An 18443-nucleotide genomic window follows, 5' to 3' on the forward strand; every position below is an offset into this window, starting at 1 on the left:
CGCACACGAGTTAACCTACATTTTTATAAGATGAAATTCTTTGAATCGCTAATTAAAGGGGAATATGACTTCGATTTCACGTCATATCAACGATACTTGCAAGAGCATTGTCATCATTTTCCGCCACACGTGTATGCCTTCGCTATAGACACGGGTAATTATGATCTGAGGAGCCATCAAAGCCTGCATGATGCCTGGCTAGAGCGATTTTGCATCTCTGAGCCAGCGAGTGGTGAACGCTCAGAAATTCGCGCTATCCAGATAGAAGCAAGCTTTCTGGGGCCATACCATGATCTTAAAATCCATCTTGTTTATTCGGGTGTGATTGAGTACAGCATCGTGACACCGCAAGAGTTTGTTCAGCCACCATTTGGGGCAATTGGCCATGGCGATTTATTGATACATGAAGTGAGTTTGACAGACGACAATCAGGCCGTGGTTCATGAATGGTATTTTTCACGGGGCAGTGTGTTCAGGATAGTCTGCGAGACTTTCACGCGTACGCTAGAGATGTTGTGAGCAGGTGATGGTGCCTTTGTGCATCAAGAGACCATCGCGCAGGCGTTGGCTTCAACATCTTTACCATTCCCCACTGATGCCCTCACTACTGATAGAAAATCTTTTATAGGCGGCTTCGCGATCTGGCTCACTGGCCAGGTAATTGGCCCACAGCAGTGGGAATTTTTCTGACAAACTGACGTGGGTGTAATCCTGCCAGTTGAAATCTTCAGGTTTTACTGAGTTCTTATCTACTTCCCACGCGCTGGGCGCATCGAAGATTTGTTTGCCAGTTACTTTTTCATAGGCTTTGTAGATCGCGTAACAATAGGACTCAGCAAAAATACGTGGGTAGCCATCACGATCATGGACTATTTCCAGCATTGCCATGCTGTCCGGGTTAATCAGCGCCTGTTCATAAGCTGTCTGGCCCATAGAGATCAACCAGTAACGGAAATACAAAAAACTATCGTCAGACATATAGTCCTGACTCAACAGACATCCTGCACCATACACGTCGCCAGTTTCCGCTTGATTGACGAGCTTGTGGAAGTGGAGATTAAATTCGACGATGAGTTGCGGTGCCAGTTTGCTGAGATGGTATTCCAGATCTTCGGCGCGAAAACGCTGGTAGCGCGCCGTGCGATTGGTGACGGCAACGATGTGCCAGAAATCCTGTTCATTCATAAAGATGCGACTGCTTGTTCTCGATATCGCTATTGTAAAGCAGCTTTGCTTGGGCGACATGACGAAAGGGCAGAAGCACGTCCAATGACATTAGTGCGGTAGGTACGATTAGCGCAAGCGTAATCGTACGCATGCGGGGCATACAATATCGACAGACGGTGGATCAACAACACATTACTTCATTGCGATGCAGTCATGTAGGGCGCGTTACAACGCACCACTGATGTGTCAAAATAATTTACGCTATTTTTTTGCGAACGACCAAGCAAAGTTCATCATGACGCAGCAGATGCATCACATAGAGTTGAACTCCAGCGCCGGTGCGTTACACCGCACCCTGCCAACCATCAATCCACAAACTCCGTCTTGAAATCCCAGGCATCAAAACCGCCCACATTGGCCGCGATGCCGCCGGTGTGTTCCAGGAAAAAATGCACGGTGCGTAAAAACTCGCGGTAGTCTTCAAGTGACGCAGCCCTGATTTGCAGCGATGCCACGCACAGGTTTTTGGCTTCATGCACTTGCTTTTTTTCCTTGTAGTGGCCGTCCTTGCGGTACTGGATAAAGCGGGCCAGTTCATGCGCGGCGTCACCACCTTTTTCACGGTGTACGTAGAGTTGAAAGTCGCTATCGCGGCCATTGGCATAATGCTTGGTCAGCTTCAGCGTGGTCCAGTCTTTGGCGACGTCATCGCCATAAAAATCGCCATCAGAATCAAATTCTTCTGCTTGCCAGAATGCCGGACAGAAATCATCTTCGCCTGGCATGGCGACGTGCGCATACAGAACGATGATTTCCGAATAGATTTTCATATTCCTTGCCTCTAAGGATGCCGCACTCACAAGGTGCGAGTAAACATGTTGCAACAGTATAAGCAAACATTGCCGATTACACTTTTTGCTGCAAGTGCAAAAACGATCCATGCAATGCATCACCTTCATTGACCTGCATCAAAGCTTGCGCCGCTGCATGCCAGGGACAGACCACACACCACCAGGAGAGAGCGCGCAAAAACTTTGCATAGATCAACTGTACCGAATATTTGAATTCCGTGCTTGCTATTTATGATGCGATGTTTTCACCTTCAACTTTTTGCAACACGCCCTGAATTTGTGTAATATGAAATGCCAGCGCCTGCAAAAGCAGGGGATGCCGCAGCACGCCAGTCACACACTTAATGCAAAACATGAACTGATGAAGACATTTGGGTCGCCACACCTGTCGCCATTTGCCTGCAACAGGTGAAGGCTGCCGCGAATGCCGCAGTGCACGCGCCTATTTTCCGAATGGCGCAAGTTTCTTGCGCACTGTCAAAACCAGCCAGGCTTGTATGGGGGGATCAAGACAGTGCACATGCCTTGTTTAGTCTGCGAATGAACATAGAACCAGGCAATGTGCAAGGTCAGCAATTGTCTCCAGGCTGCCATAGAGGTCTTGGGCTGATAAAAATCAAGACCGCTCAGTATTCGTACCATTTGATATGGTTGTTGTTAATTACCTCCCAGCTAGCACCTTCGTCTATAGTCTTGTAGATGTTTTTTTCGGTGACGATGTAGATATTTGCCTGCTTGTCGAGCTGTAAGTCTTGTGTCGGGTGATGAGTAGAAAATTCTACTGCGGTTCTATTATCTTTGCTCCTGAAAACTTTATATCGCTGCGACGAGGGGGCACGTTCGTTGACTGCTGCAATATAAATTGCATCGCGACGAGAAAACAAGATCTCAGACGGGCTTGCGGGGATATTGAAATCGCGAAATTCCCAGTGCACACCGCCATCGCTACTAACAAAGATTTGGCCTTGACCTATCAGGAATAGGTCACCATTATTACTTGCATCGAAAGATACGTGGCTCAATGGATGAGTCAATGCAGTGCCAAAAATCTCTGGGAATTTGCCAGCAGTAACCACTTTCCAAGTCTTGGCCCTGTCTTCACTCACTATCAAAGCGTGCTGACTCAATAGATAGACCTTGTTTTTATCGAAAGCTATGTTCAGAATACTTTGTGTTGGCCCAAGTAAAGTCGGTAATGGTTTTTGGCTGGACCAACTTTTTCCGCCGTTCTCAGAAATATGCAATTTATCTTGGTCGCAAACAAAAATGTAACCTCTGTCATCTATCTTGTTTAGATATTTTCCTCCTCTGTAGCCCAGATAGCTTGACCAATTTACGTCTGCTGATATGCCTCTCATTCGCCATGTTTTCCCTTCATCTTTGGAGGCGTAGATGTTTCCTCCCCTTATGACCAGCAGCAACTGCTTTTTCTGGCGTACGAAGAACCCGCTTCGTCGATGCCGATCTTCTTCAAAAACTCTGGTCCAGGTTTTTCCTTGGTCACTACTTCTGACCACGCCATTATCAATTAGCGCCACCAAGGACTTATCCCGCGCCAGATATAGTTCTCGAAACGGTGGATGGCGGGGTATTTCTGGCAGCTCTGCCAGCGCATTGGCCGATACGACTACAAATGCTGCTGCAATGAAAAGTCCGCGAAGCAAGTTCATCATGATCTGCATGGCACCTTTTTGGTCTGCAAAGTAAATGGGAAAAAAAGCAAATTCACACTGAGATGGAAGCCAGAAGCTGCCTGTTATGTTGTCGCTAAGGTAATCGTTGGCGCTTCTGCGCTCATGAGTACAAAAAATGACAAAGTGGTGTTATGAATTAAATGGATTCAGCCAGCATCCTACACATTCGCAGCGACCAATGATTTCCTCGCCATCCGGCTCACCGAGGCATTCTCTGCATCATGCGCCAGCGCGCTCAAAGCTACCCAGGCCAGCGCATGCGATTCATCGCTGACGCTCACACTGTCATCCACCGCCTGGAATAAAAATCGCAAGTCGTAATGAAAGTGTGCCGGTTCGTTTGCTCTGGCGGGGATGGGGTGTACATCCACATCAAACAAGGCTGCACTCAGCAATTGCAAACCGTCGATGCCGCTTTCTTCGCGCGCTTCACGCGTGGCGGCGGCTTGTATGCTGGCATCCTCGTCGTCCACATGCCCACCCAGTTGCAACCAGCGATTGAGTTTCTTGTGATGCGTCAGCAAGGCTGACTGGCGATCGGCAGAAAGTATCCAGGCAGATGCGGTGATATGCCCCATCGGCGTGGTGCGGCTGCAGCAATCGGTGGTGCTGCTGACAAAATCCAGCGCCTTGTGCAGGTGCGCGGCTTCTGTGGCATCAACAGGGACATGGGCGTTTAATAAAGCGATGAGCTGGGCTTGCATGCGGGCTAAAATGAGCTTGAAGTGGGGGTGAAGTACCGACCAGGTGAAAACGATCGTGGGTGCGTCATGTGATTGTCACACTATTGTCATTACTATACCAGATAATCTGACATACACTGGCACATTGCCTGCCGCTTGCCAGGCAAACGGCGGGGCCGCAATGGGCAAAGCAGTATTTTTGAATATCCTCTACCTGGGAGAACAACAGCAATGAGTACCGTCTTGTGGATGACACTGGAAAACGATTCCGACGATTTTGCGCCGGATGACCTGGCTTTTCTGTATGACAGCATGGATGCCCTGGATGAGAAATGCGCTACGCTCGATATCGTCGCCCTGACCGAGTTTGTCGATTTTTCTGACATGGAACTCAATGTCAGCGAAGAAGATATGGATGAAGATGAAGCAGAACAGTGGCTGGCCGACAATGCCAAATGGGTCAGCCCCGCCGAACTGCTGGCCACCCTGCGCGTACTGGAACAAGCCCTGGTAGAAGCCGACGATGATCAAGACCTCATCGAAGACCTGCAATATTGCATAGAACGCTGCGAAACTGCCGAACAAGATGCGGTAAGGGTGCGCCTGATTGCGGTGATGTAAGGACCAGACTGAGCGGCGAGCACGGTGCGTTTTCACGCACCGCTTTCGCATTGCCAGCGCCCTCGGTTTTGCCGCATGTTGGTGCGTTGCAACGCACCCTACTTGTCGGATGGGTTGGGAGTTCTTAACACTGCAATCCAGTTTCTTTGCTTCGTTTATAGTACAGTATGGCGAAAAATAAAGATGCTGCGCCAAAAAGTAGTAAAAACCAATCCGGTTGGCCGGTTTTAATGGTTTGAAAAATACCAAAACCACCAAATACTGCAGAAAATAGAAACCACATTATGACGCCACTCGCCATTTTTTTAGGTGTTCCTATACCGTACATTTTTTTACCACGTTGGTTCATTTCATGAACATCGGCAGCCTCTTTTTCGCATGTATCTGAGCAAGTGATGAACATCCCTGCGTCTTTAGCGCAGCTACGGCATACGGCTTTTCCACACGTCTTGCAAACTCCAATAGCTTGGGAGCCCGTATGAGTGAAACATTCCATGAACTTAACTCCTGATTTTAGATAGGGTGAAAAAAATCCCGCTTAATCTGGCGGTCTGCCCGCCTATTTTGACAAGGCAACTCGTTGAAAATAGTTGATCTCTCAAGTCTGCCGAAATATACATGTATTTACATGATAAGCGGTAGTTTTCCATTCTGCACGGTGCGTTTTGACGCACCGCTTTCGCATTGTCAGCACTCTCGTTTTTTGCCGCATGGTTGGCGCATTGCAACGCTTACCCTAATCGCTGGTGACTTGATATGTGTGCAGAATCTCCGATTGCGATGCACTAATCATGCCTGCATGCAGCTATTCATTTCAAGGCAGCTCGGACCTGGGAATGAATGTTGAATAACCGCTAGGCTGCAAAAAAGTAAGGCCTTCATCTGTTTCAATGACCTTGCATTTTTTCAGGTAAGAGATGATATCTTCATCCCGATTGATGAGCGAAATGTCTACGCTGATAGATCGCTTATAAAAGAAAACATTCAAGACGTAGCGGTCTTCCTCATCAGTAAATTGATGTTTATGTGTTCCATCAGTTGAGATGGTGACATGGTGGCCACCCCTCTTTTTCTGATCTTCATACGAATAGATTTCGCGCACCTTTTCTCCTGGCTCATGGAACAGGAAGTAAGTAAAGGCAAGCAGCGGAAGCACGGCAAGGAATATCAAGGCAAGTATGCTCGCTATTTTTTTCAAGATGGAATTCATGTTTACCTTAAGGGCCGCCAGGTTTTGGCATTTTACTTTGATCGATTTTAACCACAGGATTCATTTCGCTACCTGATTTCCAGGTAATGATAAGTGGTAGTTTTCCTTTAAGCAAAAAATCTTTAGCTATCCCTTGTTTATGGAGTTTCGCCAAGGTGTCATCGGCGATTTTAAGTAGACCTATGTCGGTGTTCTTCCTGTCCCAGTTGTACGGGTCAACAAAATTCAGTTCGAAGTTCATGTTGAATTCGTCCCCATTCTTGATGACGTTGGATTGCGAATATCCTGAAAAATTACCGCTGGCATAAAACCAGTTCTCAGAGCCTTCTGCAAAAGCTCGCTGTTCCAGGCGCTTCGAAGAAAAACTAAAAGGAACTCCGTCTTTTGCATTTTCCATTGCGTATTTGATAGCAGCATTTCGTTGGGACAGATAAAGATCTCTGCCAGCATCTGTTGTCTCGACGATTTTTTTTAAATCAACGTGATAATCTTCACCATTATTATCGAAATAATGTTGCAAATGTTTGGTTGCATCGGGATATAAAATCTCCAATGGCGTTAATAGACCCTGGGTCACTTTTTTTCCGGCAATACTCAAGTATTCAGTTTCATTTTCTTTCCATGTACCACTTCCTTTTCCTCTATTAATTGTAGGAGAAGTTGAGTCTGGCAAAAATTCTGGGGCGGGTGGTTCTTTCCCGTTAAATGTGTTCGGTGCATCACCAGTTCGTGGATGTCGAATCAAGGGAAATGGTTTTAATTCATTTGGATTGAGAGTGTTCAGAAGTTCTTGTTGCTGTTTCTTTTCGTCATATGCCCGCCATATATTTTTTTTTAAATTCGTAGTTCTCTCAGCAGCTTCTGATATAAATTTTTTAAATTCACGTTTCAATGAAATCGGTGCGTCATCCCGACGCACAAGCTGACCTGGGCCATTTGAAGTGAGTAACGCATACTGCGTCTTACTATTGCCCCAGGATGGACTGTTGATGTTGTTGTTCATTTCATTCAATAGCACCGTACTATCTAGATTATTCTGTCTTTCAGCAGAATCGTCATCTAACGATGATGTGTTGGTGGTTTTTAGAAATCTATGGTTCAGAGGGAAATTCTTGTCTATCATTTCTTGAAAATATGGATGACTTAAATTTTCAGGCATTGAACGTTTAGTGTCTGGACCTTGACCAACTTTACTGTATGAAAGTGGCACTGGAGCATACAATTGAAGGCTCGCATGTGAATCGCTGAAATTTTCAAGCTGATTGATATGCTCTTCATACGGATTTCGTATTACCCGAACATCATTTTTCCATTCACCAGGTACAGTTATTTGTGTTTCGTTGTCTCTTGCATCTGGATAAGAAAACCTGTTCAACAGCCCCATTTTCCCGCGCATTACAGCTTGATCCTCTGATGCGTCTTCCTCACGCTCAAGCATGGGATTGTACGACCATCTATCCAGGTCGTCCGTCTGCGCAGCAGGCTCACTCACGCCTGATTCATCATTGGCCGCCATGGCACGCAATAACAAACCTTTTACCGGTGCATGGCTGGGCATATCGTCACTGTTGCTGGCCGTATCGAGTGGCAGGAAGCGGGAATTCTGCGCTGGCAGTCTGGCGTACAGGCGTGCAGGCAGTTGCTCGTCTTCGTTATTGTGGATGTCCGAGAAGGGCATCATCCGGATGTGGTCTTGGGCGTCGGGCTGGCCAGGATAGGGGAGGGGCAGCAAGCCTGAGCTGTCCAGGCCAGGCATGGCTGGTGGCAGGCCGGGGACTGGCCAGTCATGGTAGAACTCATTGTCCATCTCATCTGGCGAGGCGATGCGGTAGGGCAGGCCGTCTGGGCCTATGATGCGGGTGATGGCCATGGTTTTCCTTTTGCTGGCGATGGATGATGGGCGACGAGTATTGAGTTTTGAGTCAGACCTTGTATGCACCAAGCAGGCAAAATGCCATGTCGCGCATGTCTTTTAAATGGCGCTCTGTGGCTGCCAGCGCGGCGGCGCTGTTGATGTTGCCGGTACTGCTGCTGGTATTGCTGGCACTTCCTGATATGCCTGCATTGTCAGTGGGCCGCAAGCCGCAGTGCCAGAGTTCATCCATGAGTTGCTGGGCATCTTCATATTGCATGGTCAGGGCAGGTGCGCCGGGCTGGCCTTCTGGCACTTCAGCAAAGTGCAGAGGCAGGGCGGTGTGCAGCCTGCCTGCGTGGCGGCGTGCCAGGCGCAGGTCTATGTTGCGGCTCCAGGGCAAGAGCTGGCACGATACGCGCAAGGGGCCAGGGGTTTGCTCAGTCATGCTGCTGCCCTACTGGTCTGCCTGCATCCTGCTTCACCATACAGGGCTATCATGAGCGGATCAGTGCGACGGATTTTGTCTGTGTCGGGTTTGATCTGGCGGGTATACATGGTGGGAGCGGGTTTGCCGCTGTGCCAGCCAAACTGCAGTTTGCTGCGGCCACGGGGCGTGGGCGTGGCGCGTTGTACGACATGGCCTGAGAAGCACAGGTCACTAATCAGTTTGCGCGCATAATTCTCCGAGGTACGCAGCTCGCGCATGATGTCTTCAATGAACAGGAATTTGTCACTCAGGATTTGCGCCACCTGGGCATAGCGTACGGCGATGTCGTTTCTCATGTTGTTTCCTTTCGGCGGTTATTAATTCCTTCCCCTGGCAGGGGAGAGGACTACAATTTTTTAAATGTCCTGTTTTTCCTGGCATTCAAAACGGCAAATCATCATCCATGTTGTCCCAGGTTTCAGGTGCTCTGGCTGGCTGCGGTGTTCTTGCTGGTACGCCATCGGCACTACCTGCTGGCGTGCCAGGTTTGCTTAACATCTGCATGGTGTCGCCACGTACTTCGGTGATGAATTTGTCCTGGCCATCCTTGTCCTGGTATTTGCGGGTGCGCAGGCTGCCTTCGATGTAGACGCTGGCACCTTTCCTGAGGTGCATGCCCACCACTTCTGCCAGACGGCCAAAGAAGCTGACGCGGTGCCACTCTATGCGTTCCTTGCGCTCACCGCTGGTTCTGTCTTTCCAGTTGTCGGTGGTGGCGATGGTGATATTGCTGACGGCTTCGCCATTGGGCGCATAGCGGGTTTCCGGGTCGCGGCCCAGGTTGCCGACGAGGATAACTTTATTGACAGTTGCCATTGATGTTGTCGCCTTGCAGTAAAAAAATCGTTCAGTGTTGCAGTGCCGTTTTGCATGCCGCCAGACGGCTATAGCCCAGGTTTCTGATCATGCGGTAGACCGCGCACATGATGCGCAGGCGCATGTGCAGGTGATTGATGAGGGCGTGTGTATCGTTCATGTTGTGGCTTTCTCTAATGATTGGCAAAGTTGACGCAGGGCTTGTGCTTCAGGCGCGGCAAACCACTGACTATCCTGCGGCAGCCTGGCGGCCAGGGCTTGTGCCCTGTCGAGCAGCTCTGGTGCCAGGGCCCACAGGCGGGCATTGGCGATGGCTTCGTCAGATGGTTGCAGGGCATCCGGGTTGCAGATCTTGCCGCTGGCGTCGTAATGCGCTTCGGCCTGCCAGCCGTAGGCAATCGCCATGCACTGGCTGCTGCGCGCATCGAAGAGGGCATTGCCCACGGCACGTAACTGGCGGCTATGTTTCATTGCACACTCGCGCCAAAGCCGGTCATGCGTTCTGCTTCTTGCGCCAGTTGGCGCAGTGCCTTGTTCTCAGCTTGTGGTTTGTTGATTGTCTGGGCCAGCTGCGCGCTCACCGAGGCGTGTAATGTGGCAGCCTGGCTGGCAGGTGCCGCCTGTTGTTCAGGCTGATCTGCATTGCCCGGATGGTCTTCTTCATTGCTCATCATGCTCAGTACGGCGCAGATGACGATATACGCCAGGGCGGTGATCAGCCAGTCTGTCAGGGATGTTTTCATGCTAGTCCTCACAAAATTCAGGCGAGCGCATACACAGCGAAACAACGCACTCGTTCTCGTGTTAATTAATCTACTCAGATGGGGTGATGCTTTGGTGTGCAACGCTGTTGTCGCTGCGATGCTGCTATAGCTGGCCATTGCGGCTGGCTGGGTGCTGGAAAAACCGGATGACAATGTGATGCGCTGGCCTTGCCCGCCGCGTGTGAGCGCGGCAGCAGAAGGTGCAAGGCCAGCGCAGACAAGGTGCCGGACGCTACTCCGGCGAACGTGAAATTGGCCGCGACCCAATTTCACCAGCGTCTACTTTTGTGTGTGCGATGCGATCAGTTGCAGCGCGTTGCAATGTTGAATAAATGCTGACAATGCTGTGTTGAAAATTCAGTGTTCAGATTTCAGCGCACAAATTTCAGCGCACAAATTTCAGTTCAAGACTTATTGCTGCCAGTCCAGCATCACCTTGGCCATCATCCTGCCAAAGTTTTCATACCGCCCCTGGTCCAGCATGCTGGCCATTTTGTTGCATTGTTCCATACTGCATTCAGCAAAGGCGTCGATCAGGTTTTGCCCGTTGATGAGTACCGCAGTCGATGCAGTGGCTGGTTGGGCGTAATAGGTTTTGGGTAATCCAAAATAAGTTTGCGTGCTCATTTGTCGCTTTCTTTGTTTGTCTGACCATGGATAGAACTATACGCTTCCGTATAATCCTTGTCAATACGAAATTGTATTAAAAAGTATGATTTCGTATGGAATTGTTGGTTATATGTAAACGGAGAAAGTGCAGGAATGGATATAAAGGACGTAAAAAAACCCCAAAAGACAATCTTTAATTTTGGGGTTTACCTTACCGGGGGGCTTCAATGACCTTGGAATGATGGGGATTCTTTCAGAAATATATTATGCAAGCTTGCAATGCAATATAAGCCTTTAGTCGAAATTAATACAGAGCAGTCTTTACTCACCCACCACCTCCGCCGTCAGGCGATCAAGATTCTGCTCATTCGCCGGCACCACGATGTGCTCCACCTGGCTGGCAATTTCAGCATCTTCAAAAACCTGTGACCATGACACCAGGGTGCCCGTCGCCGACGAAGCCAGCGAAATCGTCAGGCGAAACCTGGGTTCGGAAATGTGCTGCACGACCACCAGGCTGGGTGCCTCTATCTCGGCAAACTGGCTTTCGTTGAGATAGTTTTTATCGTTAGGCCCGTGCATGACAAAAGACCAGTAGCCGCCAGGCTTGAATTCGCAAATGCTGAAACTATTGGTAAAACCGGCAGGGCCCCACCAGCGCGCCAGGCGTTGTGGGTCGCTGATGGCGGCGAAGACTTGCTCAGGGCTGGCGGGGATGTCGCGTGAGGTGGCAAAGGTGGTCATGAGTGTCTTCCTTGGTGTGGTGGGACAAGTCTTGAATCGGTTTGGCGATGGTACGCTAGGGCGGCTGCAGTTTGCTGACTGGTGAGCAGCATCAGGCTGCCCCGTTCGCTGCCTGCCACTCATCCCGCAGCAGGCCAAACATCCAGGTATCCTTGATCTCACCTTTAAATTTCCAGCGCTGGCGCAGCAAGCCCTCCTGGGTAAAACCCAGTTTGCGCAAGAGCTGGGCAGAGGCGGGGTTGCGCGGATCAACTTCTGCTTCCACGCGGTTGATACCCATCTCGCCAAAGGCATGGGTCAGCAGGGCGCGCAGGGCTTCGGCCATGTAGCCGCCGCGCCAGTAGGGCTGCGCCAAGGCATAGCCCAGTTCGCAACGCTCACACTCGGTATCAAAACGGAACAGCAGACAAGCGCCGATGACCTGGTTGCTTTCTTTATCGACGATCACGCATTGCATGGCTGTCGCCTGCGCCGCCATCTCCTTGACGCGCTGGTACCAGCTATGGGCAGCGAGGGTGTCGGTCCAGGTGATATAGGGCAAAAAGCGGGTGACGGCCTCGTCAGAAAACACCTGGTACAAGTCAGGCAGATCGCTTTCTTCTATCATGCGCACGATCAGGCGCGGGGTGTGGAGTGCGTGGGACAGCGTAGTTTGCATATGTGTCGGGGCATACGCAAAACCGCCCCAGCTGCGTTGTCGCTCCTAGCCGTACTAAAGTACTGTCTTCGTCGCGACGCCTTGCTGGGACAATTTTGCGTAAGCCCTATTTGAGTTGGTTAGTAATCATGGGCTTCAACATTACCTATCATAGCAAATGAACATGAAACTGCGGTGACCATCGCTGTACTTATATAGACAGCACTTTCAAGCCGCATCAACCACCTTGCCTGTATACGAAGCGCCCGATGATCTTCAGCAAGCCCACATTCTCAGGCGTGATGCGCTCATCGGGATAAGTGCGCTTGTCAGGGTTGCGGCTTTCCAGCACCCAGGTGCCGTCGATTTCGCGGCGCAATTGCTTGATGCGCAGGCCGTCGGGGTGCTGGATGGCAAAGATCTTGCCGCTTTGCGGTTCGGTCTTGGTCTGGTCGATGATGACCATGTCGCCATCGACGATAAAGTCTGCCATGGAGCTGCCGTCGGCATAGATGGCGGCCAGGTTTTCTGCCTTGACGCCATATTTCTTGAAAAAGCCGACCTCTTTAATGAGCTGGCCCTTGGGCTCGGCGTCTTCATTATGCGCGCCACCACCACAGGAGCCTTTGGCTGAATAGTAATTAATAGCAGCAATGCCGATGCTCTCATCAATCACAGCGGCAGGCTGGCTGGTTTCATAGCCGCGCAAATCCTTGCTGCGCAAATCTGACAGGCTGACATTAAAGAACTTGGCAATCGGTGCCAGCGACGAAGTGCGCGGGTCCTTGGTAATGCCCTCGACGATACGAAAGATCGTCGCCTGCGGCACCCTGACTTCATCAGGGAACATTTTTTCCAGGGCAGTTGCCAACGAAGTCGGGTTCATGCCCGACTTATCCATAAGGTATTTAATATTAGTTTTCGCGTCCATGGCTGCATTATGCGTTATCGCATTAAAAATGCCAAGAATTAGTGAAAAAAACTTGGATGGCAATACGAAAATGTATATAATTGAACTTGTGGGGAAGAGCTCGCTTACTTTAATCCGGTATGCATCCGACAATGAAGCGAAGGTATCAATCCACATATCCTACAACCTTAAACATAAAGCCGTTCGCCTGCCTTGATCTGTTACCGCGCGAATACTGTTTAACCATCTACTTACTCCACCAGGATTCCCTGGTCACCATCAGCCGCCTGTGTTTTTGCTACCCGGCTGATTATTTTGTCGTCTTTCTGACGACCGAGGCCCTGCATGCAGGGGGCATATAAATTTGACGATGAAGACCTCTTGACACAGAGGCACGAGATATTAAGAACCGAGCCCAGGCTCCTCCCCTAGAAGGGGCGGGAGTCATGTACACGTCACGTGACAATGGTTCTTGCAATAGCTCATTGCCCTTTCTGTGTTGATAGGTCTTCCGGTTCTACCTAACCGCACCATTATTAAAGCTGCCCACGCAGCCACACTACGACAACATGACAATACAAAATGACATCCAGCGTCAGGTGTCCGCACGCGCACGCCTGATGGGGTACGCCTGCGGAAAAAATCCATCAGCAAAACCAACCAGGAGCTGCCTATGCTGAGCCAGTCCCCCGCAACCACCGACTGGCAGCATCTGGACAACCGGGTGATTTCCCCCACCCACACCATCACCCCACGCCGCTTATGCAAAGGCCCGCGCTGCCGTCACGGGCGTGGACAAATGAGGTCAATACGGCAGTTTTGCAATGCGCAGAATCAGCCTGTGCATACGTATTGCAAATTGTGTCGTGGTGGGTAGCAAAAAGAGACCATCCACCACCGAGCCACAGAGAAAGCGAAGTGTTGGACTGTTGCCTCGTAGTCTGGCGAGGTCCGGTGCAACCTGCATGCCCTGTGTGGTCAGATTCAATCAGTATTAAAAGGAATTTTTTACATGCCCCGCGCAAGAAATATCAAGCACAGTTTTTTTAAAAATGACTTGCTGGCTGAAATCCCTCCGCTTGGCCGCTTGCTGTTTGCAGGTTTGTGGACTATGGCTGACAGAGAGGGCCGGCTTGAAGATCGCCATAAAAGAATCCGAAGCGAGATCATGTCTTATGACGATTGCGATATCGATGGCCTGCTGAACTCATTAGCCAAACATGGCTTTATCGAGCGTTATGTGGTGGACGGCATAGGCTATATTCAGATCTGCAAGTTCAAATCCCATCAGCATCCGCACAGGAATGAACCTCCCAGTGCCCTGCCAGCACCAGGTCAGCACAGTGCAAGTACTGTGCAAGCTAACAACCCTGCACCAGTGTTAACGGATGCTGCTCCGGCTGATTCATATAATCTGATTACTGATTCCTGTAATCTTATAAAACCTGGCATGACTTCGCCCTGCCAGGAAATCGATGGTGAAGAGTCAAAACTTGCCAAGCCAAAAAAATCAGGCAAATTCGACGAATGCCCCGCCGAATTCGAAACCGCCTGGAAAGCCTATCCACGCCGACCCGGTGCCAGCAAAAAAGAAGCATGGCAAGCCTGGCTGGCGCGACGGCGAGATGGTGTCGATGCAGCACTCATGGTCGATGGTGTCAGGCGCTATGCCGCCTACATCGTCGCCAGCGGGCAGTCACCCAAATTCGTCAAGCATGCAGCCACCTTCTTTGGCCCCTACGAGCACTACAAGGCCGACTGGAGCATGCCTGCCGATCACGCGCCACCTGCCAGCGGCAAGCACACCGGGTTTGCCAACACCAACTACACACAGGGGATAGCCCACGATGGTTCATTCTGACAGCAGCAGTTTTGTCCGCGTCGGTGGTATGCAGCTCTGCAGCGAGCAAAGGCATTGCCAGCAGCATGGCGACTACACCGCCTACTCGCACAAGCCCGGCATCTGGTCTGGTTGCGAGCAATGCCAACAAGCCAGCGACGCCCAACAACGCCATGCCAGCATGCAGCAACAAAGGCAGGCGCAACAAGCCGCACTGTGGCAAAAACGTCTGGGCCGTGCCGCCATACCGGCACGCTTTGCAGAACGCAATCTGCAAAATTATCGCCCTACCTGCACCGCGGCAGAGCAGGCATTGCGCACTTGCCAAAGCTATGCGCAAGAGTTTGATGCAGTTCTTAAAACAGGCCGCAGCCTGATCTTTTGCGGCAGCGTAGGCACAGGTAAAACCCATCTGGCCGTGGGTATTGCCAGACACATTATGGAGGCAGGAAAACAGGCCGTGATGAGCTCAGTGTTGAAAGCAGTACGCCGCATCAAAGAAAGCTACCGCCGCGACAGCCCACATACCGAGGCGGCACTGATACAGGAATTTGTAGAACCAGATTTATTGATACTCGACGAAGTCGGCGTGCAGTTTGGTAGCGAGACAGAAAAAATGCTGCTGTTCGACATCATCAACGGTCGTTACGAAGTCATGAAACCCAGCATCCTCATCAGCAACCTCGGCCTGCCAGAACTGGAACGCTACATCGGCACCCGCGCCATGGACAGGCTACGCGAAGGCGGCGGCAAGGCCCTGGTGTTTGATTGGGAATCGTATCGGCGGGTGGTTTGATATAGATCTTAAAGCCTTAGAGTTTAAAAAAAATACGCAAGCAACACCTCTACAGCCCATGCACAACAAGGAGCAAGCATGAACGCACGTCAGAATTTTGCACACACAGTTACCAAAAGCAATGATCCACAAAAAGAGCAAAAAGACCTCTTGACCTATTGGCTGGACCAATGGGCCATGTGGATGAACAACAACCACGCAGAAATCGCCCGCGACACCGGCATCGGTGGCGGCATCATCGGCAAGAACGCACTCAGCAATTATTGCGTCGCCAGTGACGATTGCCATGCCGTCTGGGATTTGGAGAGAGATAAAAAGGTCAAGGAAATCGACGCCCTCATCAACGACCTGCGCCTCGAACAACCCTGGACCTACTGGGCCATCTGCAAACACCTGGGCCTGATGAACTTCTGGAAATACCCCAAGCTCGATCCGCAAGAAGCCTTTATCAATGCGCTGGACGAACTGCAATACCTGGTCGAAGAACGCAAGCTGGTTTTGTAAGCCCGGCACAATCAACCGCGCACCCTGCACATTGCCCATCGTGCAGGGTGCGCTCTAACACACCACCCCGCACCACTTCGTACCGCCCGCAGCATTTCCAGCCAATTTTTCAAATATCCAAATCAACGCCCGGTACGCACGGCGCACTCTGTACTGAGCAATTGCCACGCGCAACAGGGCAACCAGCCTATACCTCCCATTCAATAGCACATAAGGAACAACCATGCCAAACATCAGCAGCATACGAGGCCGCGACGGCCTGTACTACCGCATTCCCGATTTTGATGAGTTTGACGGCTACGATGATGTCGACCTACAAGCTTACAACCAGAATCTGGCAGAAGACTTGCAACTGTCAGACCTGGGTCCCGACATTCCCCGCTTGAAGGCCAGCACCATCATCGGTAGAGGTGGTAGGGACGAAGACCGCTACAGTCTGCAGTATTCTGCTGACATGGGCGATCGCTTCTCGTCAGCAGACATGGACATCAGGCGAGCTGCCGCAGATGACCATTTCTATGGTGGCAGCCCGCAAATGAATACACCAGTGCGAGGTTCGTTGTCCCGTGCCACGCCAGGCCAAAGCGATCCAGGCGATATGTATGATTCCTTGCCCGGGATCATTGCGAAACAAGGGCCGCCAAGTTTTACAGACCGCGATACCGGCGCCATGGGCTGGGCAATACCCTACAACAAGCCTCAAATGGCACCGTTGACAGAAGAGGTCACCATTTTTGGACCAGGTGCAGGTAAAGAAAAAGTTTTCACAAAATGGTCACCGCCACCGCCGGGCTATTACTACTGGCAAGAGTTGACCGATGAACTGCCACAGTTGAGAAAGTTCGAAACTCCCGATCAATCAAGGTTGCCCGATTCTTTACGAATGCTACATACCGGGCGGCCGAATGAACGCATGGAACTGGACAGGATCGACTATGCGGCACGGTTGAGAGCAAAGAACAATCTCGAACTCGCTTTGCTTGGCCCTATTTTCAATGCTCCCGGCTTTTATACCCGCATGTTTGGCGGAAATGAAGAACAAGTCGAATCTGCAAATCAATTTGGCGCCATAGGGCTTGATATTGCAGGGGCAAGGGCAGGGACGCCTCAACGAAACGCTACTACTAGTCAACGACCAAGGGGAGACAGCTTTGTTCCCCCTTCTCGCAGAGCGACATTTTTTGATGAGTACCCGGGTTTCTATGGCAGAACGAATGCAATCCGCGATGGCATGCAGCCTGAAAGCCGCATCATGTCAGAAGCAGCAATCAAAGAAAAGCGCCCCTTTCCGATAGGTAGCTTACCATCTGACTGGACAAGCAGACTCGATGAATTTAGGATGTTTCCTAACCAGACTAATGCAGAAAGTTTGGCACAACTGGCGGCAAAAAAAGCGCGGGACATCGCGGAAGAAGGAATGGTAACCGCCAATATTGACAGAGTAGGTAGAGTGAGGCTTGGATATAGCAAGAGACCTCGAAAAGCATTAGAGATTCCTTCAATAGAAAACGCTTTCGTGCAAAACATGATCAACAAAAACAATTTAAATCCAGAAACTGCAGGATATCCCGGCACCTGTGCAGAACCCCAGATTTTTTCACAGATGTTGAATAATAATAATCAACCATCGGGTTTCATGGGGGCAGCACAGATACATGATCCGACCGGCAAGATCAGGGCAGCCTGCCGGAATTGTGGTTCTGTGAATCGCTATTTCGGGGTTGGTTATCGCGATGAGGATTTGGGAGTTGTACCTCCGCAAAAATAGGAATGCCCTGCATCGTCAATTTGTAACTATTTTTTATTTTCTCATTAGTGTTGACGTGCACAGGGTGTTGCGTGCGTCAACGCTTTGAAGCAATATATCAAGTAGAATATTTGTATCAGAGAGCCTGACCTGAAGAAGTATATAGATTGCGCAATGATAGATTATTCTGGAGAAATAAATGAACGAGCAAAATCAAGTACAGCAAGCGAAAGAACCGGAATGGATCAATCATCCTCTTGTTGGTCAGTACATGTACCGTGTTAAGCATAATGACTGGGTTGCAAAGGCACCTGTAGATGGGATTGATTACTCCGTCTCGTTAAATGCAATGGGAACCGAACCCATCCAGGCGCAAATGGACACATTTGCAGAGTTGATTGCACGGCTGCCCGGAATCATTAGCTCATCCAATTTGCCTGATGCCCCCACGGATGAATGGAGGAAAAAACACCCCGAATATCGCTTGCTTAATGCAAAAGTTCAGTAT

The 18443-nt window shown here is 50.3% G+C and carries 24 protein-coding genes; 7 read left to right on the top strand and 17 right to left on the bottom strand.

The window, feature by feature from the left end; all coding sequences use genetic code 11:
• Positions 1-96 precede the first annotated feature (96 nt).
• Positions 97-519 (top strand): hypothetical protein, encoded by a 423-nt coding sequence (locus Q8K39_RS23020; RefSeq protein WP_305263499.1) that lies wholly within the window; start codon positions 97-99, stop codon positions 517-519.
• 60 nt (positions 520-579) lie between these two features.
• Here the strand turns inward: Q8K39_RS23020 and Q8K39_RS23025 are convergent, their stop codons facing one another.
• The 4 genes from Q8K39_RS23025 to Q8K39_RS23040 form a co-directional block, all read right to left on the bottom strand.
• Positions 580-1185 (bottom strand): DUF4240 domain-containing protein, encoded by a 606-nt coding sequence (locus tag Q8K39_RS23025; RefSeq protein WP_305263500.1) that lies wholly within the window; start codon positions 1183-1185, stop codon positions 580-582.
• Positions 1186-1532: 347 nt separating this feature from the next.
• Positions 1533-1997, bottom strand: coding sequence for a hypothetical protein (locus Q8K39_RS23030; RefSeq protein ID WP_186953608.1), 465 nt, complete (start codon positions 1995-1997; stop codon positions 1533-1535).
• Positions 1998-2644: 647 nt separating this feature from the next.
• The gene (locus Q8K39_RS23035) at positions 2645-3691 is read right to left on the bottom strand and encodes a sialidase family protein (protein ID WP_305263501.1); all 1047 of its coding nucleotides are present in this window, start codon (positions 3689-3691) and stop codon (positions 2645-2647) included.
• Between the two features lie 179 nt (positions 3692-3870).
• On the bottom strand, positions 3871-4416 hold the full coding sequence (locus Q8K39_RS23040; protein ID WP_305263502.1) for an NUDIX hydrolase: 546 nt from the start codon (positions 4414-4416) through the stop codon (positions 3871-3873).
• A gap of 210 nt (positions 4417-4626) precedes the next feature.
• On the opposite strand from Q8K39_RS23040, the gene Q8K39_RS23045 reads away from it, so the two are divergent.
• On the top strand, positions 4627-5016 hold the full coding sequence (locus Q8K39_RS23045) for a hypothetical protein (protein WP_305263503.1): 390 nt from the start codon (positions 4627-4629) through the stop codon (positions 5014-5016).
• 124 nt (positions 5017-5140) lie between these two features.
• Here Q8K39_RS23045 and Q8K39_RS23050 read toward each other — a convergent pair whose 3' ends face one another.
• From Q8K39_RS23050 to Q8K39_RS23110, 13 genes are all read right to left on the bottom strand, one after another.
• Positions 5141-5512 carry a hypothetical protein gene (locus tag Q8K39_RS23050; protein ID WP_305263504.1) on the bottom strand — a complete coding sequence of 124 codons (372 nt, stop codon included), beginning with the start codon at positions 5510-5512 and terminating at the stop codon, positions 5141-5143.
• Positions 5513-5830: 318 nt separating this feature from the next.
• Positions 5831-6226, bottom strand: coding sequence for a hypothetical protein (locus Q8K39_RS23055; protein ID WP_305263505.1), 396 nt, complete (start codon positions 6224-6226; stop codon positions 5831-5833).
• 7 nt (positions 6227-6233) lie between these two features.
• The gene (locus tag Q8K39_RS23060; protein WP_305263506.1) at positions 6234-8096 is read right to left on the bottom strand and encodes a hypothetical protein; all 1863 of its coding nucleotides are present in this window, start codon (positions 8094-8096) and stop codon (positions 6234-6236) included.
• Positions 8097-8148: 52 nt separating this feature from the next.
• The gene (locus Q8K39_RS23065) at positions 8149-8526 is read right to left on the bottom strand and encodes a hypothetical protein (RefSeq protein ID WP_305263507.1); all 378 of its coding nucleotides are present in this window, start codon (positions 8524-8526) and stop codon (positions 8149-8151) included.
• A complete protein-coding gene (locus Q8K39_RS23070) occupies positions 8523-8864 on the bottom strand; it encodes a hypothetical protein (RefSeq protein ID WP_305263508.1) in 342 nt (113 codons plus the stop codon). Before Q8K39_RS23070 ends, Q8K39_RS23065 begins: the two co-directional genes overlap by 4 nt.
• Positions 8865-8949: 85 nt before the next feature.
• Positions 8950-9384: a single-stranded DNA-binding protein gene (ssb, locus tag Q8K39_RS23075; RefSeq protein ID WP_305263509.1), complete on the bottom strand. Its 435-nt coding sequence runs from the start codon at positions 9382-9384 to the stop codon at positions 8950-8952.
• A gap of 31 nt (positions 9385-9415) precedes the next feature.
• On the bottom strand, positions 9416-9544 hold the full coding sequence (locus Q8K39_RS23080) for a hypothetical protein (protein WP_268978053.1): 129 nt from the start codon (positions 9542-9544) through the stop codon (positions 9416-9418).
• Positions 9541-9855, bottom strand: coding sequence for a hypothetical protein (locus Q8K39_RS23085; RefSeq protein WP_305263510.1), 315 nt, complete (start codon positions 9853-9855; stop codon positions 9541-9543). The genes Q8K39_RS23080 and Q8K39_RS23085 overlap by 4 nt, the downstream gene beginning before the upstream one ends.
• Entirely contained in the window at positions 9852-10127 is a 276-nt protein-coding gene (locus Q8K39_RS23090; RefSeq protein ID WP_305263511.1) for a hypothetical protein, read from the bottom strand. Before Q8K39_RS23090 ends, Q8K39_RS23085 begins: the two co-directional genes overlap by 4 nt.
• A 432-nt stretch (positions 10128-10559) precedes the next feature.
• Positions 10560-10775: a hypothetical protein gene (locus tag Q8K39_RS23095; protein ID WP_186953596.1), complete on the bottom strand. Its 216-nt coding sequence runs from the start codon at positions 10773-10775 to the stop codon at positions 10560-10562.
• Between the two features lie 303 nt (positions 10776-11078).
• Positions 11079-11501 (bottom strand): SRPBCC domain-containing protein, encoded by a 423-nt coding sequence (locus Q8K39_RS23100; RefSeq protein WP_305263512.1) that lies wholly within the window; start codon positions 11499-11501, stop codon positions 11079-11081.
• A 91-nt stretch (positions 11502-11592) separates the two neighbouring features.
• A complete protein-coding gene (locus Q8K39_RS23105) occupies positions 11593-12159 on the bottom strand; it encodes a GNAT family N-acetyltransferase (protein ID WP_305263513.1) in 567 nt (188 codons plus the stop codon).
• 217 nt (positions 12160-12376) lie between these two features.
• Entirely contained in the window at positions 12377-13069 is a 693-nt protein-coding gene (locus Q8K39_RS23110) for a LexA family transcriptional regulator (RefSeq protein WP_305263514.1), read from the bottom strand.
• A gap of 991 nt (positions 13070-14060) precedes the next feature.
• On the opposite strand from Q8K39_RS23110, the gene Q8K39_RS23115 reads away from it, so the two are divergent.
• From Q8K39_RS23115 to Q8K39_RS23135, 5 genes are all read left to right on the top strand, one after another.
• Complete coding sequence (locus Q8K39_RS23115; protein WP_305263515.1) at positions 14061-14909, top strand: hypothetical protein; 849 nt, start codon at positions 14061-14063, stop codon at positions 14907-14909.
• Positions 14896-15684, top strand: a complete 789-nt coding sequence (locus Q8K39_RS23120; protein ID WP_305263516.1) for an ATP-binding protein — start codon at positions 14896-14898, stop codon at positions 15682-15684. The genes Q8K39_RS23115 and Q8K39_RS23120 overlap by 14 nt, the downstream gene beginning before the upstream one ends.
• A 78-nt stretch (positions 15685-15762) precedes the next feature.
• The gene (locus Q8K39_RS23125; protein ID WP_186953591.1) at positions 15763-16188 is read left to right on the top strand and encodes a hypothetical protein; all 426 of its coding nucleotides are present in this window, start codon (positions 15763-15765) and stop codon (positions 16186-16188) included.
• A gap of 223 nt (positions 16189-16411) precedes the next feature.
• Positions 16412-17956, top strand: coding sequence for a hypothetical protein (locus tag Q8K39_RS23130; RefSeq protein ID WP_305263517.1), 1545 nt, complete (start codon positions 16412-16414; stop codon positions 17954-17956).
• A 178-nt stretch (positions 17957-18134) separates the two neighbouring features.
• Positions 18135-18443 (top strand): hypothetical protein (locus tag Q8K39_RS23135; protein ID WP_305263518.1); only part of this gene is annotated, 309 nt, incomplete at its 3' end.

It is taken from the genome of Undibacterium sp., from assembly GCF_030683615.1.
Taxonomy (GTDB): Bacteria; Pseudomonadota; Gammaproteobacteria; order Burkholderiales; family Burkholderiaceae_D; genus Undibacterium; species Undibacterium umbellatum.

Coding starts and splice junctions, on each gene's coding strand:
- Q8K39_RS23095 (WP_186953596.1), bottom strand. CDS start 10,775: ATGAGCACGCAAACTTATTTTGGATTACCCAAAACCTATTACGCCCAA.
- ssb (WP_305263509.1), bottom strand. CDS start 9,384: ATGGCAACTGTCAATAAAGTTATCCTCGTCGGCAACCTGGGCCGCGAC.
- Q8K39_RS23125 (WP_186953591.1), top strand. CDS start 15,763: ATGAACGCACGTCAGAATTTTGCACACACAGTTACCAAAAGCAATGAT.
- Q8K39_RS23080 (WP_268978053.1), bottom strand. CDS start 9,544: ATGAACGATACACACGCCCTCATCAATCACCTGCACATGCGCCTGCGC.
- Q8K39_RS23065 (WP_305263507.1), bottom strand. CDS start 8,526: ATGACTGAGCAAACCCCTGGCCCCTTGCGCGTATCGTGCCAGCTCTTG.
- Q8K39_RS23110 (WP_305263514.1), bottom strand. CDS start 13,069: ATGGACGCGAAAACTAATATTAAATACCTTATGGATAAGTCGGGCATG.
- Q8K39_RS23035 (WP_305263501.1), bottom strand. CDS start 3,691: ATGATGAACTTGCTTCGCGGACTTTTCATTGCAGCAGCATTTGTAGTC.
- Q8K39_RS23025 (WP_305263500.1), bottom strand. CDS start 1,185: ATGAATGAACAGGATTTCTGGCACATCGTTGCCGTCACCAATCGCACG.
- Q8K39_RS23040 (WP_305263502.1), bottom strand. CDS start 4,416: ATGCAAGCCCAGCTCATCGCTTTATTAAACGCCCATGTCCCTGTTGAT.
- Q8K39_RS23060 (WP_305263506.1), bottom strand. CDS start 8,096: ATGGCCATCACCCGCATCATAGGCCCAGACGGCCTGCCCTACCGCATC.
- Q8K39_RS23030 (WP_186953608.1), bottom strand. CDS start 1,997: ATGAAAATCTATTCGGAAATCATCGTTCTGTATGCGCACGTCGCCATG.
- Q8K39_RS23055 (WP_305263505.1), bottom strand. CDS start 6,226: ATGAATTCCATCTTGAAAAAAATAGCGAGCATACTTGCCTTGATATTC.
- Q8K39_RS23120 (WP_305263516.1), top strand. CDS start 14,896: ATGGTTCATTCTGACAGCAGCAGTTTTGTCCGCGTCGGTGGTATGCAG.
- Q8K39_RS23085 (WP_305263510.1), bottom strand. CDS start 9,855: ATGAAACATAGCCGCCAGTTACGTGCCGTGGGCAATGCCCTCTTCGAT.
- Q8K39_RS23070 (WP_305263508.1), bottom strand. CDS start 8,864: ATGAGAAACGACATCGCCGTACGCTATGCCCAGGTGGCGCAAATCCTG.
- Q8K39_RS23115 (WP_305263515.1), top strand. CDS start 14,061: ATGCCCCGCGCAAGAAATATCAAGCACAGTTTTTTTAAAAATGACTTG.
- Q8K39_RS23050 (WP_305263504.1), bottom strand. CDS start 5,512: ATGGAATGTTTCACTCATACGGGCTCCCAAGCTATTGGAGTTTGCAAG.
- Q8K39_RS23130 (WP_305263517.1), top strand. CDS start 16,412: ATGCCAAACATCAGCAGCATACGAGGCCGCGACGGCCTGTACTACCGC.
- Q8K39_RS23100 (WP_305263512.1), bottom strand. CDS start 11,501: ATGACCACCTTTGCCACCTCACGCGACATCCCCGCCAGCCCTGAGCAA.
- Q8K39_RS23105 (WP_305263513.1), bottom strand. CDS start 12,159: ATGCAAACTACGCTGTCCCACGCACTCCACACCCCGCGCCTGATCGTG.
- Q8K39_RS23045 (WP_305263503.1), top strand. CDS start 4,627: ATGAGTACCGTCTTGTGGATGACACTGGAAAACGATTCCGACGATTTT.
- Q8K39_RS23090 (WP_305263511.1), bottom strand. CDS start 10,127: ATGAAAACATCCCTGACAGACTGGCTGATCACCGCCCTGGCGTATATC.